The sequence below is a fragment of the Caldibacillus debilis DSM 16016 genome, assembly GCF_000383875.1.
In the GTDB taxonomy this organism is placed as follows: domain Bacteria; phylum Bacillota; class Bacilli; order Bacillales; family Caldibacillaceae; genus Caldibacillus; species Caldibacillus debilis.
The window spans coordinates 134,969-151,755 of record NZ_KB912902.1 but is presented as its reverse complement, the minus strand read 5'-3'; the positions used below and the strand labels follow the sequence as shown (position 1 = coordinate 151,755).

The window sequence follows — 16,787 nt, the reverse complement described above, 5'->3', positions numbered from 1 at the left end:
TGGGAAGCCATCCGATGTCCAAGCTATGCTTTCGCACCATCTGGAAGACGAAGACCCGCTTCCTTTCCATCTTTGCCATCATCGCCCTCGGAACGGGATTTTTCGCCGGGATCAATGCGACGGAACCGGACATGATCCTTTCCGCCGACGAATATTTTAAACGGACCAACCTTTCCGATCTTCGCGTGTATGCGCCGCTCGGATTGGATAAAGAGGACATGGAAAGGGTGAAAAAGGAAAAGGGGATCGGAAAAGTCCAGGATGGGTACTCGAAAGATCTTTTTCTGACCACCGGGCAGGGCAACACGTACATTGTCAGGGTGTACAGCTATAATGAAGACGATTTCCGCGGGAAGAAGGGATTGAATCAGCCGGTGCTGAAGGCGGGCAGGCTGCCGGAAAAGCCGGGTGAAATGGCCGTGGAAGGGGGAAAATACGCTCCCGGGGATGTCATATTGGGCAGCAGCGTTACTTTGTCGGCGGCGGAGGATGAAAAAACCGGGGATGTTTTGAAACGGCAGACCTTTACCGTCGTCGGCGTCATCGATTCCCCTTTATATATCAGCTTCGAACGGGGCCAGACCAACATCGGGGACGGTGCCATCGATTTCTTTGCCTTCATCCCGGAAGAAGATTTCGCCGGCGAAAAACCGACGGACCTTTTTATCCAAACGGAGGAATCCCGCCGCTTGACCGCCTTTACCCGGGAATATGACAAACATCTGCAGCCGATCAAAAAATCGCTGGAAAAACTCGGGTCCGAGGCTGCCTCCGCCGACAAAAGGGATTTGGCGAGGAAGCTGGACGCGGCGAAAGCGGAACTGGCCGAGCAAAAACGGAAAGCAAAGGAGCGGCTTGCCGCCGGGAACAGGGAGCTTTTGCGCGCGGAGCGGGACATCGGGAGGGGCGAAGCGGATTTAAAGGCGCAAGAAGAAGCGGCCGAAGCCCAATTGAAACAGGCGAAAGCGGAATTGGAAGAGGCAAAGGGGGCTTTGGCGAAGGGAAAAGCCGCCTACAAAGAAAATGAGGAAAAATGGCAGGCCGCCTATCGGCATTATCTGCAGGAAAGGGAAAAATTGGTTTCGGCGAAGCGTGAACTGGACCGAGGGTTACAGGAAATAAAAGCGACGGAAGGGAAGCTTAAAGCGGCTGAAGGCCGGCTGGAACAAGGGCGGAAACAGCTGGAAGAACTGGAACGGACCATCGGGGCATTACGCTCGCTGCGGGAGGCCTTGCTCCAAATCTCCCCGATTTCCCGGGAAACATTCAAACAGCTGATCGAAAATGCCGGCCTGCCCGAAGAAATGAAGGAATGGCTGTTGAACAGCTATAACGGGGAAAACGGCCCGGCCGTCGCCGCCGAATTGGATAAGTCCCTTTCCCGAATGGAACAGGAATGGACCGGGCAAAAAGAGGTTTACGAAAGGGAAAAGGCGGAATACGAAGCCGGACGGGACCTCCTCGATGGGGCGAAGAAAGAATACCGGTCCGAATTGAGCCGCTATGAAAACGGCTTGGCGGAGCTCAAGGCTGCGGAGGAGGAATTGAAGAGGGGCAAAGCGGAGCTGGACCGGGCAAAACGGGAAATCTCCCGGAACGAAGAAAAAATCGCCGCCGGGGCTGCGGAGATCACCCGGAAGGAAAGGGAACTGCAGCAGGCGCTGTCGGAAGGGAGGAACCGGCTGAACGCGGCGAAGGCGAAATTGGCGGAAGAACGGAAAAATTACGAGGCGGAAAAGGCGAAGATTTTGAGCGAAATTCGCCAAGGGGAAGAAAAAATCCGGGATTCGGAGAAAAATTGGCAGGAGATCCCGGATGAATGGTTTGTATTTACAAGGGACGGAAATCCGGGCTATTCCGGATACGGGGACGATGCGGAAAGGATCGGCGCGGTGGCGAAGGTTTTCCCCCTGTTCTTCTTTTTGGTGGCCGCCCTCGTGTGTTTGACGACCATGACGCGGATGGTGGAAGAAGATCGGGTGCAAATCGGGACCTTGAAGGCCATCGGTTACGGATCCGGACGGATCGCCGCCAACTATTTGATCTACGGTTTTTCCTCCAGCCTGTTGGGATCCCTGTTCGGGCTTGCCGTCGGTTTCCGGCTGTTTCCGAAGGCGATCATGGAGTCCTACCAAATCATGTATACGATTCCCGACATTTTAACGCCCTATCATTGGGATCTAGCCGTCCTTTCCACCGCCATCGCCCTTCTGACGACGACGGCCTCCACCTTTTTGGCGGTGATGCAGGAATTGCGGTCCGTGCCGGCGAGGCTGATGCAGCCGCGGGCGCCGAAGCCGGGGAAGCGGATCCTTTTGGAGAGGATCACTCCCCTGTGGTCCCGGCTGTCCTTTTCCTATAAGGTCTCTTTCCGGAACATCTTCCGGTACAAGCGGCGATTTTTCATGACCGTGCTGGGCATTTCCGGCTGCACTGCCCTGTTGATCACCGGTTTCGGATTAAGCGACTCCATCAATGATATCATGGGAAAACAGTTTAAGGAAATTTTTCTCTATGACGGCCAGGTCATCGCGGAAGGATCGGATGGGGAAGCTGTAGACTGGGCGGCGATTTTGGGGACCCGGAAAGAAGTCCAAGCCTACATGCCCTTAAGCGGCGAATCGGTCGACGCCCTGCTTTCCGGGTCGGACCGTTCCTATGAAGCCAATTTGCTCATTCCGAAAGAACCGGAGGAGCTGGATCCGTTCATTCATCTACGGGAAAGAAAGACAAAACGTGCCATCCGCATCCCGGAGGACGGGGCCGTCATCACCGAAAAGCTGGCCGAACTGTTGAACGCCGGACCAGGGGATACGATCCGTTTCCGGGATCCGGACAACCATACCTACGTAGCGAAAATCTCCGCCGTTGCCGAGAACTACATGTCCCATTATCTATACATGTCCCCGGCGTACTATGAAAAAATAACGGGGAAGGCCCCGGATTACGATAAGGCGATTTTTTCCTTGAAGGACCCGGAAGGAAACGGCAGGACGGCCTTGGCGGAAGATCTGATGAAACAGGACGGGGTGGTGAACGTCTTTTTCCTGAAGGATATCGCCGACCATTTCCACGATACGTTAAAAAGCCTCGATTCCGTCGTGCTGATCCTCATCGTTTCCGCGGGGGCCCTCGCCTTTGTCGTTCTCTACAATTTGACCAACATCAACATCACCGAACGGATCAAGGAAATCGCGACGGTCAAAGTGCTCGGCTTCCGGAATTGGGAAGTGGATGCTTACGTTTACCGGGAAAATTTGCTCCTGACCTTGATCGGGACATTGACCGGTTTCCTATTGGGAATCCTTCTCCACCGCCATGTGATCGATACGATGGAAATCGATACGATGATGTTCGGCCAGCAGGTTCATCCGGACAGCTTCCTTTGGTCGGCCCTTTTGACCTTCGCCTTTTCCATCGCCGTCAACCTGGTCATGCATTACAGACTGAAGGGCATTCCTATGGCGGAATCGCTGAAGTCCGTCGATTAGGAAGCGGGGGACGGGAGCGGAAAACAGCCGGCGATCCGGAAGCGGGCATTTCCCATCCCCGGGCCTGCAGCCTTGATGGTGACGATGGTCAACGGGGCCCGGCCCGTTAATGTGGTACAAATTAGGGAGGAGCAGTGCGGTACGGAGTTTGTCGGAAAAAGAAATTCCAAAAAGAAGCGGGCAACTGCATCTATGATTTTGGGAAAAAATCTTCCATAGGAAATTTGAGATAAAAACAAAAGCCCCCTGTTCAACAGGGGGCTGAAATCATATTTTCAAGGGAAGAGAAAAGGTTTCAGGTAACGGTGCCAAGCCTAATGTTTTTTCATAAAAAATTCAAATAATATAACGGTAAGAACAACGAGGGTTGATTTCAGCGGTATTTGCAAAATAATCCGAATGATGAACATTATTTCATTCCGAAGGATCCGTCCTTTGATACAAGTAGGGTCATCCGGCCAAGGACAACCCCTTTATTTCATGAATATCTGGGGGTCAATGGAAGGAAAACGGCCTGGACGACGTTTAGTGAAGATCAAATCGACGTCAATTTCCGTCATTTCCCGGTTTTATTGGAGATGACCGATATTCTGCTCGAGTATGCCTACAAAGGGGCGGCGAGCATTCGTTTAGACGCGATCGGTTTTATATGGAAGGAATCCGGCACCAGTTGCATGCATCTGCCCCAGACCCATGCCATCATTCAATTGTGGCGGCTCGTTCTCGATTATTTTAAACCAAATACCCAAATCATCACCGAAACGAACGTGCCGCATGCTGAAAATATCAGCTATTTCGGAGACGGGACAAATGAGGCCCACATGGTCTATCAATTTTCGCTCCCGCCGCTCGTGTTACATGCGTTCACGGTTCATAACTCGCGAAAATTAACGGAGTGGGCGAAAACCATCGGGAAAGTCTCCGACCAAGCCACCTATTTTAATTTCTTGGCCAGCCATGACGGAATCGGCATGCGCCCGACAGAAGGGATTTTGTCGGAAGAAGAGAAACTATTATTGGTGGAGAAAGTGTTGCAAAACGGCGGACGAGTCTCCTATAAAACGAATACCGACGGAAGCCGGTCGGTCTACGAATTGAACATAAATTATTTTGACGCGCTCATGAACCGGGATACCGATGTCACGGAAGAGCGGCAAGTTCAAAAAATGCTTGCGGCCCATGCGATTTTACTATCGGTAATCGGTGTTCCGGCCATCTATTATCATTCGCTGCTCGGCTCGCGCAATGATTATAAGGGCCTTGAGGAATCAGGAATAAACCGCCGGATCAATCGTGAAAAACTTGAATACGGCCGCATTGTCCATGAATTGGAAAATAATTCCCGGCGCAAAGCGATTTTTCACGGCTTGAAACGAATGATCGAAATCCGCCGCAAACAGCCGGCATTCTCGCCCTATGCACCGCAAAAGATCCTTGAATTGGGCGATCACGTATTTGCCTTAAAAAGGGAGAACGAACATACGGGTGAATCGGTTTATTTGGTTGTGAACGTCACGCCAAACACGGCAAGGGTCGACTTGGGAATAAGCGGAGAGGATTTGTTTACGGGTGAAAAAGTGAATGGATCCTTCTCATTGTCCCCGTATCAGTTTGTGTGGATCAAGTAACCGGGCGGGACGGATGTTTTTCGGCAGCCGGGGGATGTTCTTTAGGATTCGACCCCCTGAAATTATTGATCGATGAAAAAAGGGCGCATACCTCGCCCTTTCTTTTCTAAAATCGGATGTGAAGGAAGGAACAGGAGCTGGATTTTCATGAGATTTTTAATCGCAACGGATTCTTTTAAAGATTCCCTTTCCGCATATGAGGCGGGGAAAGCCGCAAAAAGCGGAATTTTGCGGGCGTTTCCTGAAGCGGAAGTGGAGATCGCTCCGATGGCTGACGGCGGAGAGGGAAGCGTCGACGTTCTTTTATCCGGAAATCCCGATTCGGCAAAGGGAATCGAAGTGTTCGTACACGGTCCGCGGATGGAACGGGTAAAGGCAACCTATGCCGTGATCGGGCAGGATGGGGAGGAAACGGCATTTATTGAATCGGCCCAAAGCAGCGGACTCATGCTCCTTGCCCCGGCGGAACGAAATCCGATGTATACAACGACTTACGGCCTTGGAGAACAGATCCGCGATGCGGTCAAACGGGGATATCGCCGCATTGTCATCTCCCTTGGCGGAAGTGCGACGAACGACGGCGGCGTCGGCATGCTGCAGGCCCTCGGATGGAAATTTTATGACGAAACGGGGCAGGAAATCGGAAAAGAAGGAAATCCTTTGTTGAAAGTTGCGAGTTTTTCGGATGATGACGCCATCCCTGAGCTGAAGGAATGCCGATTTATTGCCGCCAGTGATGTCATGAATCCCTTTTATGGGGAGAAGGGAGCGGCTTACGTTTTTGCCCGGCAAAAAGGAGCAAATGAATCTGAAATTGCCGTGCTGGACGAAGCGTTACGGAAGCTGGCCAAACTGTTTGAAAACCATTACGGTGTCAATGTGCAAGAAATTCAAGGCGCAGGGGCGGCCGGAGGGCTCGGCGGCGCCATCACCGCCTGTTTGAACGGCCGCATTTCTTCCGGGGTGGAAACGATGATAAAGCTGACAAGATTGGAAGAAAAAATAAGGCGGGCCGATGTGGTCATCACCGGGGAAGGAAGCTTGGACAACCAGTCCATGATGGGCAAAGTGCCGATCGGCGTGGGAAAACTGGCAAGGAAGCACGGGAAAATTGCCGTCGGCATCGCCGGCCGGATTGACACGGAACTGCAAGAAATCAATCGGTTTCTCCATGCGGTCTTCTCCATCCAAACGGAATGCCGTCCGTTAGCGGAAGCCCTTCAACCGAATATTGCCGCCAAACAGATTGAAGTAACGGTCGAGCAGGTTGTCCGAATGCTCAGGGCGGGGGTTACGTGAAATGGTGTCAAACGTCAGTGGAAAAGCCGCAGTCACGCGTCAGCGAATGGACACCGATTTTTACCGTCTGTGGAAAACGTATTGCAAAAATTTCATGATGCTCCACACGCGACGCTAATAACGCCGGCCAGAAGATGATGCCCATTTTTTACAACCCATTTTCCCTCCAATGGCTCTTATCAACAATGTAACAAGTCAGGGTGAATGGTGGGTCTTTAATTGGGGAGATTTTTCCTGGTTCTAGAATTACGACCATTGCGAGGATCATGAAATAATTCCGCGACCGGGAAGAAAAGCGGCGAATTGCCAAATCACATGTGGAAAATGTAGAAAAAAGAAAATCCAAGCAAGAAGAGTATGTATGAAGGTTTTCGAGAATCATACAATCCATTTTAATTGACAGAAAGGCGGAGGGAGGGCTGTGGTTCCTTGATCAGAAATTCTCCGCCTGTTTCGTTATGGATTGGGATAATAACGTTGGTATGAGTGTTGAGGGAACTGTACGTTATTCGGAACGCTTAAAAAGCCCTAATCCTGAAATTACGGAGAGAATAAGAAGTAAACCTAATCCAATCCAATTCAAAAAAAGACAAAATTTTCCACCTGTTACAAGGTCAGGAGATCAGTTGTATTCATCTACATAATGACCCACATTCCAAAATAACCCTAAAGAAATGAAACTAAAAACAAAAAATACTATGTTGATTTCTCATTTTGTCAAGGCCGATTATTTTTTCGCCAAAATCGCCGGTTTAAAATTCCCCGGAAGGACCTCTTGGATCCTTCTGTTTTTCTTGTTGGTTTTCGCTTGGATTTGGAAGGGGGATTGGGAGAGTGAATATATTTTCGGCCGGTTTTCCGATCGATCCCTTCCCTTGCGATATCGGAAATACTTTCCCCTTTCATACATCTCTTTGATCATGAAAAATTCCCCTCTCGTAATCAAAAACCTAGCTCCTCTCATCGACACTATGGTTCTAATGTAAGTGGGGAATTTTATTCCGGCTATATTGGGGATTTTATCATCGGCTTTAACAGTATAAAATGCAATAGAAATTGTTCTGCGTTTTGAATTAGAACCGGCAATAGTAAGGTAAATAAGGATTATTTCAACCTTCGGACATCCTTGAGCTTTAACCTTGAATCAAAAGACCAAAGCAGCTGATCTCATCCAATTTCACTTTCCTCGAAACGGCGGCATGCGGAAAAACGTGATGTTTGAAATGTTGTGGATGACAAACTTTAAAACCGAACATAGGTTCCCTGACAAGGAGTTGTCGCAGAAGGGAGATATATTTATTCATGAGACAAAACATAGAAAAATCGTGTAAGGATTGCGGAGACGGCAGCCTGCTGATGCGATGCAAAAATTCGTAAAAGCGGATACGAATTTCCACCGGAGGGGATCGGGATGGAAAAATGGGTGTACGTTGCCATAACGGGCGTTCACCATTATTTCGGAACGAAGATTTTTCAACTAAACCAAGTCATCGTATTGACCAAAGAACCGGACAATCCCTATGATGCCGAAGCGATCCGGGCGGAAATCCCATCCATCGGCAAGGTGGGTTATGTGGCCAACAGCACGCATACCGTCCCCCGGGGTTGCCATAGCGCGGGGAGAATCTATGACACTTTTGAACAAAGCATTGTTGGCGCTGTAAGGTTTATCCTGAACGATACGGTGATTCTCGAGCTTTTGCCCGAGGTGAAGGGGATTCATTTTTTCATGGGATGGGAAGAGAGCAAAATATTCGGGTAACCGGTTCGTTTTTTGCGAAGCATCCGTTTCAATGGTGAAAGGAAATCAAATCTCGTTCTCGAATAACGATAAACAGCGGGAATTCTATGAAACAGGGGTGCCAGAAAATGACGGAACGGTTGATACGATTGCTTCGCATTCTGATCCTCATCCAATCGAAACCGGGCATCCTGGCGCGGGAACTGGCCGAGCGATGCGAAACGACGGAACGGACCATCTACAGGGATCTTGAACTGTTGAGCCTGATCGCTCCCATCACCCATCTCGGGCACGGGAAAGGGTATCGCTTTATCGGGAATTTTTCTTTATATCCGTTAAACTGGACCGAGCAGGAGGCGTTGGCCTTCTCCATGTTGCCTTCGGTGATCGATCCGGTCAAGGGAATGTTGTCTCCCGGTTTTGAGACGGCCTATGAAAAGGTGATGGCCGCTTACCGGAAAGAAAAGATGGAAAACGACGAGATCCTGGATCGCGTCGCCCGGGTGATCCAGATGGGAACGCCGGCCTATCGGGAGGAATCCACCCATTTTTTATCTGCCATCATCCAGGCGATTCTTTCCCAACATACGATCGATACCGTCTATCATACCCAGAGCAGGAATATCGAGACGCGGAGAAAAATCGACCCCTATTATCTCGTTCCGCGGGAAAACCGGTTTTACCTGATCGGGTATTGCCATTTGGCGAAGGAAGTGAGGACGTTCCGCATCAGCCGCTTTAAAGCGGTCAACATTTTGGAACAAACTTTTGACAAGGATTATTTCAATATCCGCGCCTATCTGCAACATTCCTGGTCCATCGAAAGGGGAGACCGGCTGATCCGCTTCAAGGTCCGCTTTTCGCCGAAAGTGGCGAGGTACATCAAGGAGGAAGAACTGTTTGTAAAACCGAGGATGACCGACCTGGAAGACGGCAGCCTCCTCTTCGAAGTGACCCTCAACCATGACCGGGAGTTTCTTAACTGGATCTGTCAATACGGACCGGAAGCGGAGATTTTGGAACCCGAATCGTACAGGAAGAAAATGCGCGATATGTTGATGTGCTGGCAAAAAATCTACGAATAAAACTGAACATAGATTCTTTAGCAATACACACATCTTATTATTCCGTAATCAAAAAGCCTCAACATGGTATTCCTGGAACAAAGTTTTTCCGATTATTATCTGTAGAAAATAGACACATTGAATGATCTGAAAGAGAAGAAGATTAACTTTTTATTGTTGGAATCATATTCCATCAAGAATAATTAAGTTATAAACAGTACCCGAACTAAGAAAGACAATCATCCTTTACAAGCACAAGAACCATGTGGAGAAAGGATGGTATAGGTCAATTAGGAAAATAGAATCAGGCAGATGAGAGGGATATATCGAAGGAAAACTGTCATACTTCAAAGAACTAAATGGTTAAGTTGTACATTATCAGCTAACCCTTGATATTGTTATAAAATAAAAGAAGAGAGGTTCAAAAGAGTCTAATATAAATAGTGTGAATTTTGAGTATGTGACCAACGAGATGTAGGAAGAATGAAAATAAATCCTGTGGATTTTGAACACTATATTTTTGACAAAAATTGGTTCATGCATAATAATTTCATTCTACTCCACATCATTATTTTGTTTCGGTTGATTACATCGGTAGATGACATTTCTTCCGTATAATGTAGAAATTTAGAGAGTTCCAAATAATGACTGTTTAATTTTTTTCCTATCATTCAGAAAAAACGGTTCTTGAAGAATATACAAAGGGATTTTGTATCTTTGGGAAAGATTCCGCAGAAGCGCAAGTTAATGAATGTAGGAAGAAAAAGGGGGAGAAGAAATATGCATAAAATTCTTGATTCTTATTTGGAACAGTTCACAAAAGAGCATGAAATACATGACGGTGCAATCGCCCGGAGTGAAATCGAAAATTATCAACCTTGATGAAAAGGGAGGAAAACCGGATGATCGCAAACGTGAACGGATGCGTGCTGGAACTCGTGACCGGAGATATCACCCGCCAGGAAACGGAGGCGATCGTCAACGCCGCCAACGGTTCCCTGATGGGCGGGGGCGGGGTGGACGGAGCCATCCACCGGGCGGCCGGGCCGGAACTCCTGGAAGAATGCAAAAAGATCCGTCGGGAGCAGCTGAAAGGGGAGTTTTTGCCCACCGGCGAGGCGGTGATCACGAAGGGCTACCGGCTGAAGGCGAAATACGTCATCCACACCGTCGGCCCGATCTGGGACGGGAAGGATCGGGAATGGAAAATGGAACAGCTGGCCGATTGTTACCGTAATTCGCTGAAATTGGCAAAGGAAAAAGGGATAAAGAGCATTTCCTTCCCTTCCATTTCCACCGGGGCTTACCGCTTTCCCGTGGATTTGGCGGCGGAAGTCGCCCTGAAGGCGATCGTCGGATTTTTAAGGACGGATCCGCTGGAAAAGGTGGTCATGACCCTCTTCAGCAAGGAAGATTACCAAATTTATGAAAGGGCGTTGCATAAGCTATTGGAAGAAGGATCGAAGGAACAGGCATGAACGGGATCCGGCAGTCGGACGGAAAAAAGGGACTTCCGCACACCCCGGCATGGGACGGCGGACGCCCCTTTCTTTTGTCGGATCCCAAGATTCCATGATTTCACGGCCTTCTTTTGGCCTTCCCGGCGGCCCGGCCTTGTTCCGGGCGCGGCTTTTTGCAAAATCCCGCCCATTTTTTATCGGACGCCCGGTCCGCTTGCCAGCATCACGTGAAAAAGGCTGGCCGATATACTGTACAGGAACCCTTCCGCAGCCGACGTCGGATGCAGATACGGACGACAAGCCGATTCCGCATGTTTCGGCGTTCAAATCCGGAAGGGATTTTCAAACCCTTCTACTGCCGGTGCCGGATGCGAAACCAGTTTCCCTTGTTTTAGACGTTCGTCACCGAAAGGGCGTGAGCCGGCACGAATCCGGAATATGATTCTCGGTTCCGGCTTTTCTCTCCCTTGCCCCCCGCAGGATGAACCCCAAGTTGGGCGGCCGATTGGCGGCCTTTTCCGGTTTAACGATCCGCGCACGCGGCGAAAAAGCCAAAGGCGCGGGAAAAGCGGATCAATGGCCTGCCTTTGTCAGGAGCGGATGCTCCCGTTTTAAGTGTTCCAAAAATTTTCGGCAGCCTTCTTGAACCAATTCGTAAACTTCTCGGAATCTTCCCGTATAATAGGGATCCGGGACGTCCATTCCCTTTTTGCCGGGAACGAAGTCGAGCAGACGGAAGACTTTCCCTTTCGCCCCGGGATCGAGGCGGAGGACGTCTTCGTAATTCTCTTCATCCATAACGAGGATGTAATCGAATTCCCGCAAATCGTCCCTGCGGATTTGCCTCGCGTAGATTCCTTCATAGGAAATCCCGTTCTCATCCAAGATCTTTCTTGTCCCCCGGTGGGGTTTTTCGCCCGTATGCCACCCGCCGATCCCGGCGGAATCGACGGTAAAATGCCCGGCGAGTCCCTCTTTTTCCAGCAAATGCTTGAAAACCGCCTCCGCCATCGGCGAACGGCAAATGTTTCCCATACAAACGAATAACACCTTGATCATGCTGCATCTCCTCCTCAATTCCATTTTCTTTGAAAAGGGGAAAAAAGCAATAGGGAAACGGGGACCGCATAGATTTTTTCAAGCCGGGATGATACATTTATTATGAAAAACCATGATGGAGAAGGGATGAAAATGGCAGGACTGAACGCGATCATGGAATGGACGTTTTTTGAAGAAGTGCCGGTTCCGAAAGAGGTCAATGAAATCTTGGTGGAAGGGGAATATGCGGAAGCGGCCTACAAGACGGTCCGGGACGTGGCCGTCATTACCAATAAAAGGCTCATTATCGCCGACCGGCAGGGCCTCACCGGGAAAAAGGTGGAAATCTATACCATCCCTTTCAAATCGATCATCATGTATTCCTCGGAAAATGCGGGGCTGCTTGATGTCAACGCGGAATTGGAGCTGTGGACAAAAGCGGGGACGTTCAAGCTGAACATAAACAAAAAAGTGGATATCCGAAAGCTGGACCGGCTGATCGGCAAATATATCCTGTGATCCCGCCTTTTTCCGCGAAATGTTAAATGCGGAATCGGCAAAAGGCGACCGGGTTCAGGATGGACGGTTCCGGGAAAAAGTTCCCCCGGACACAAGACGGGGGTAGACGTCTTTCCGTTCAGAACGGACGGATCCGGGAAAAAGGCTGGGGGATCCCGTTTCCGAGTCCCTTTTGGACTGCGGTTTCTTCCGTAAAAAAATAAGACGGGAAATTCCGCTGGCGGACAATGTTTTCCGAAAAAACAAGAACGGGATTCCCGTTGAGGGACGATGTGTCCCGAAAAAAACATACAGGACTCCCGTTGGCGGACGGCGTTTTTCGCCGCTTTCCCGGTGAAACCGCGGGAAGTGCCCGCAAAATTCCGGAAACCGGCCATCTTCGTACCCGGATGAGATTGTCGTCGGATGATTCCAAACGGGAGAAGGCATCAAAATCTCCGCCGTCTCCAACCGGACGGCGGCCGATTCCGCGAAAGGAAAAGGACGTTTTGTGAACGAAAATAAGAGGTGCTTGAAATTGGCAAAGGAAAAATCCCGGGAAAAATTTCCGGACGGATTTTTCGTCCCGAAGGAAATGGAACCGTATCCGCTGCCGGAAGGCTGGGCATGGGTTTTTTTTGATAAAGTGGTCATCCATTATTTTGAGCGGAAAAAACAGCTGCCGAAGAAAAAATACCGGAAGGAGGGCAGGCTGCCCGTCGTCGATCAGGGCCAGCCGTTCATCGCCGGTTACACCGATCAGGAGGAATTCCGTTTTTCCGGGGATTTGCCCGTCGTCATCTTCGGCGACCATACGCGATGCATCAAATGGGTGGATTTCGATTTTGTCGCCGGCGCGGAGGGGACGAAAATCCTCCGGCCCGTTTCTTTCATCGACCCGAAATATTTTTATTATTTATTGAAAAACATTCCCCTCCCGGACAGGGGATACAGCCGGCATTTCAAGTATTTGAAAAAAATGCCCCTGGCCGTCGCCCCAATGCCCGAACAGAAGCGGATCGTGGAAAAAATCGATCTCTTCATGTGGAAGATTGAGCGGGCGAAAATGCTGATCGAGGAGGTAAAAGAATCTTTGTCCTTGCGGAAGGCGGGATTGCTGCAAAAGGCCTTCATCGGCTATTTCGGGCCGAACGGGCCGGAGGACGGGGGCCGGGAAGAGACGCCGTCCGACGGCGCAAGACAAAATGGACGCCCGCTCCCCGAAAATTGGAAGTGGGTTCCTTTAGGATCGGTGGTGCATTTTTACACGGGGAGTCCCTTTCCCGGCGGACTGGAAAAAGGAAAGGGAAAGGGCTATCCCTTTTACAAAGTCGGGGATTTGAAATATGCGGATGAAAACGGTTATCTTTCCGAAGCGGAAATTACGGTGGACGAAAAGACGAGAAAGCGGATGAAGGCGAACCCCGTCCCCGAGGGAACGGTGATCTTCGCCAAAATCGGCGAGGCGATCCGGCTGAACCGGCGGGCGATCGTGCCGCGTCCGGCCTTAATCGACAGCAATCTCATGGGAATGAAGGCCGACGAACGGTACGTGGATGATAAATTTTTATTCTATTGGTCTTTAAAGGAAGATTTTTTCCGGTATACCCGGGCCACTTCGGTGCCCTCGATCCGGAAAAGCACGCTGACCGCCATCCCTTTTCCCCTTCCTCCGCTGGAAGAACAGAAACGGATCGTCCGGACGCTGGACGGCCTGGTAAAGAAATTGGAAGCGGAAAGGCGGCGGCTGTTGGAAGCGGAAGAAGCATTGGGCCTGTTGGAACGGTCGATCCTTGACCGGGCCTTCCGCGGCAAGCTCGGCACCGCCGGCGAAAAGGACGAACCGATCGTCCTGCAGGTGAAAAAAACCTTCTCGCCGAGCCGCAAATAATTGGCCGCCAGGACAGGAAAAGGTTTTGGCGCCGCCGGCAAAACCGGATCCTTCTTTTTCCGCCGGAAGGAAAAGGCTTTCTTTTTTCGCGTCGGCAAACGGGAGGTTTTCCGGCCGGCGGAGCAAGGAGTTTTTTACCTCGATGCGGATGCGCCTCAAGCCCCTGAACCGGAATTGGATGGCGCCGGGGAACCGCCGCTTTTTCCGGAACGGTGCGCCTTGCGCCGCCGCTTTTTGCGGCCCGTTTCCCGTCCGTTCCGCAAGATCCGTGGACGGCCGGGCGCCGCGGCCGGCCCTTGGCGGGCGTTCTTCACCGCGGGCTGAAGTCGATATTGCAATAAAATCACAAATATTCTGCCATCTGCGGTTGATTTTTATCGGGGGTTCATGGAAGAATTATAGATAGAAAAATTTTAGGGGGCGGGATCTTATGACGGGCCAAACTGAAAACGCTTTCGATTATGCGGGCGGATCGGGAATCTGCTTTCATCCTTCCGAAGCGATGGTCAACGGGGCGAACGTGACCGGATTTATGAAAAAACACGGGATCGGAACGTACGAAAGCTTGCTGGAAAAAGCGGCCAACGACCCGGATTGGTTTTATCCGGCCGTTTTCGAGGAATTGTCCATCCCGTGGATGAAAGGGTACGAGCGGGTGCTGGACGTATCCGGCGGCCCCGAATTGCCGCTGTGGTTCAAAGGGGGCTTGACGAACCTCTATCTTTACGGCCTGCAGAAGCATATCGATCAGGGGAACGGCGGACGGACGGCCCTCATCTGGGAAGGGGAAGACGGAGCGATCATCCGGAAAACTTTCCGCGAGATCAAGCGGGAAACGGACCAGTTGGCGGCGGGATTGAAAGCCTTGGGAATCCGGAAGGGGGATGCCGTCGGAATCTTCGTTCCGCAAATCCCGGAAATTCCGGCGATCCTTTTTGCCTGCGCGAAAATCGGCGCGATCGCCGTCCCCTGTTTTTCCGGGTTCGGAACCGATGCGGTGGCGGCGCGCCTCACGGATGCGGAGGCAAAATGTCTGTTCACCGTCGACGGATTCCGCAGGCGGGGAAAGGTCATCCCGCTGGCGCAAAAATCCGCCGAGGTCGCGCGGCTGGTCCATTCCTTGGAAAACATCGTCGTCATCGCCAATCTCCGGCGGCAAGAAGGGGGGGCGGGAACAAAGGGGGAGGGGAATTGGCTGGATTATGAAGCGGTATTGAGCCTCTCCCAGGAAGACGTTCCCATCGAGCCGATGGATGCGACGGAGCCCTATATGATCCTCTATACGTCGGGCACCACCGGCAAACCGAAGGGGACGTTGCACACCCATTTCAGCTTCCCCTTGAAAAACGCCATCGACATGTATTTTTGTTTCGATTTGAAAAAGGACGACCGCATGTTCTGGCTGACGGATTTGGGTTGGATGATGGGGCCGTGGCTCGTTTTCGGGACGGCGGTCAACGGGGCGGCCATGGTGATCTATGAAGGAAGCCCGGACTATCCGGATGAAAACCGGCTGTGGGAGCTTGTGGAAAAACACCGGATTACCATCTTCGGCGTCGCCCCGACGGTGATCCGTTCGCTGATGAGGCAGGAGGCCGCCCCCGCGGACGCCTATGACCTGTCGAGCTTAAGGATTTTAGGTTCCACCGGGGAACCCTGGAACCCGAAGCCCTGGTTCTGGTATTTTGAAAAAGTGGGGGGAAAACGCTGCCCGGTCATTAATTATTCCGGGGGAACGGAAATATCCGGCGGGATCCTGGGATGCGTTCCGATCCTTTCGCAAAAGCCCTGTTCCTTCCACGGACCCGTTCCGGGCATGGCCGCCGCCGTCGTCGATCAACAGGGGAATCCCGTATGGGACAGCATCGGGGATTTGGTGGTCACCAAACCTTTTTTGGGCATGACCTACTCCTTTTGGAAGGACCATCAGCGCTATTTGGAGGCCTATTGGAGCCGATGGACGGGATTGTGGCATCACGGCGATTTCGCCAAGATCGACCGGGACGGCTTTTGGTATATCTTGGGCAGGTCGGATGACACGATGAATGTGGCGGGGAAAAGATTGGGGCCGGCCGACCTCGAATCGGTGGCCGTCATGCATCCGCTCATTAAAGAATCGGCCTGCGTCGGCGTGCCGGATGAAGTGAAGGGGGAAGCGCCGGTCTTGTTTGCCGTCCCCGGCGGGACGCTCCCGGATCCGGCTGCGGTCAAAGAAGAAATCCGGACATTGATCGCGGAAAAGCTGGGAAAGGCGTTCCTGCCGAAAGAGGTCCGTTTCGTCCCCCAGCTCCCCAGAACCCAGAGCGGGAAAATTGCCCGCCGCCTGGTCCGCGCCGCCTATTTGGGCCAGGAACCGGGCGATGTTTCCACCCTGCAGAATCCGGAAAGCCTGACGTCCATCCGGGGGCCGGGCACAAAATGAAGGATGCCCCAAAGCGGAAAAAGGGAGCCCCCCGGACGTTGTCCACCGCGGCGCTCCGAGCAGGAGCGTGCGAACGATGAAGCGCAGCCGATCCTTGGATCCGTTCCAAAAGGCGTATGGGAATTTTCCTGCGTACGAACGATGAAGTGCAGCCGATCCTCCCGGACAATGTAAACCGAGGCGGATCGCTTTTCGGGAAATGACGTGAACATGCCGGCGGCAAAACACGAAAAACAGGCTCAAAACCATTGGGGG

At 51.4% G+C, this 16,787-nt stretch carries 9 protein-coding genes and 2 pseudogenes; 9 read left to right on the top strand and 2 right to left on the bottom strand.

The genetic code is table 11. The annotated features are described in order from the left end of the window. Positions 1-14: 14 nt before the first annotated feature. The 3 genes and pseudogenes from A3EQ_RS21765 (at position 15) to A3EQ_RS0113830 (ending at position 6,418) form a co-directional block, all read left to right on the top strand. Positions 15-3,491: an ABC transporter permease gene (locus tag A3EQ_RS21765; protein WP_169382706.1), complete on the top strand. Its 3,477-nt coding sequence runs from the start codon at positions 15-17 to the stop codon at positions 3,489-3,491. A gap of 371 nt (positions 3,492-3,862) precedes the next feature. After that, positions 3,863-5,119, top strand: a pseudogene (locus A3EQ_RS0113835) (alpha-amylase family glycosyl hydrolase); the annotation flags it as partial. A 147-nt stretch (positions 5,120-5,266) separates the two neighbouring features. Continuing rightward, the gene (locus A3EQ_RS0113830) at positions 5,267-6,418 is read left to right on the top strand and encodes a glycerate kinase family protein (protein WP_020155770.1); all 1,152 of its coding nucleotides are present in this window, start codon (positions 5,267-5,269) and stop codon (positions 6,416-6,418) included. A gap of 801 nt (positions 6,419-7,219) precedes the next feature. Here the strand turns inward: A3EQ_RS0113830 and A3EQ_RS0113825 are convergent. Next, a pseudogene (locus A3EQ_RS0113825) lies at positions 7,220-7,364 on the bottom strand (IS21-like element IS5376 family transposase); the annotation flags it as partial. Positions 7,365-7,829: 465 nt separating this feature from the next. On the opposite strand from A3EQ_RS0113825, the gene A3EQ_RS0113815 reads away from it, so the two are divergent. From A3EQ_RS0113815 to A3EQ_RS0113795, 3 genes are all read left to right on the top strand, one after another. Beyond that, positions 7,830-8,180, top strand: a complete 351-nt coding sequence (locus A3EQ_RS0113815) for an HIRAN domain-containing protein (RefSeq protein ID WP_020155767.1) — start codon at positions 7,830-7,832, stop codon at positions 8,178-8,180. Between the two features lie 107 nt (positions 8,181-8,287). Then, positions 8,288-9,244 (top strand): helix-turn-helix transcriptional regulator, encoded by a 957-nt coding sequence (locus A3EQ_RS0113810; RefSeq protein ID WP_020155766.1) that lies wholly within the window; start codon positions 8,288-8,290, stop codon positions 9,242-9,244. A gap of 881 nt (positions 9,245-10,125) precedes the next feature. Continuing rightward, on the top strand, positions 10,126-10,701 hold the full coding sequence (locus A3EQ_RS0113795; protein ID WP_026499986.1) for an O-acetyl-ADP-ribose deacetylase: 576 nt from the start codon (positions 10,126-10,128) through the stop codon (positions 10,699-10,701). A 555-nt stretch (positions 10,702-11,256) separates the two neighbouring features. Here A3EQ_RS0113795 and A3EQ_RS0113780 read toward each other — a convergent pair. Continuing rightward, a complete protein-coding gene (locus tag A3EQ_RS0113780; RefSeq protein ID WP_020155760.1) occupies positions 11,257-11,742 on the bottom strand; it encodes a low molecular weight protein-tyrosine-phosphatase in 486 nt (161 codons plus the stop codon). Positions 11,743-11,874: 132 nt separating this feature from the next. On the opposite strand from A3EQ_RS0113780, the gene A3EQ_RS0113775 reads away from it, so the two are divergent. From A3EQ_RS0113775 to A3EQ_RS0113750, 3 genes are all read left to right on the top strand, one after another. Continuing rightward, a complete protein-coding gene (locus tag A3EQ_RS0113775) occupies positions 11,875-12,240 on the top strand; it encodes a PH domain-containing protein (RefSeq protein ID WP_026499985.1) in 366 nt (121 codons plus the stop codon). Between the two features lie 517 nt (positions 12,241-12,757). Continuing rightward, entirely contained in the window at positions 12,758-14,110 is a 1,353-nt protein-coding gene (locus tag A3EQ_RS0113760; protein WP_154652878.1) for a restriction endonuclease subunit S, read from the top strand. A gap of 430 nt (positions 14,111-14,540) precedes the next feature. Further along, positions 14,541-16,532 carry an AMP-binding protein gene (locus tag A3EQ_RS0113750; protein ID WP_020155754.1) on the top strand — a complete coding sequence of 664 codons (1,992 nt, stop codon included), beginning with the start codon at positions 14,541-14,543 and terminating at the stop codon, positions 16,530-16,532. The last annotated feature ends 255 nt before the right edge of the window (positions 16,533-16,787 follow it).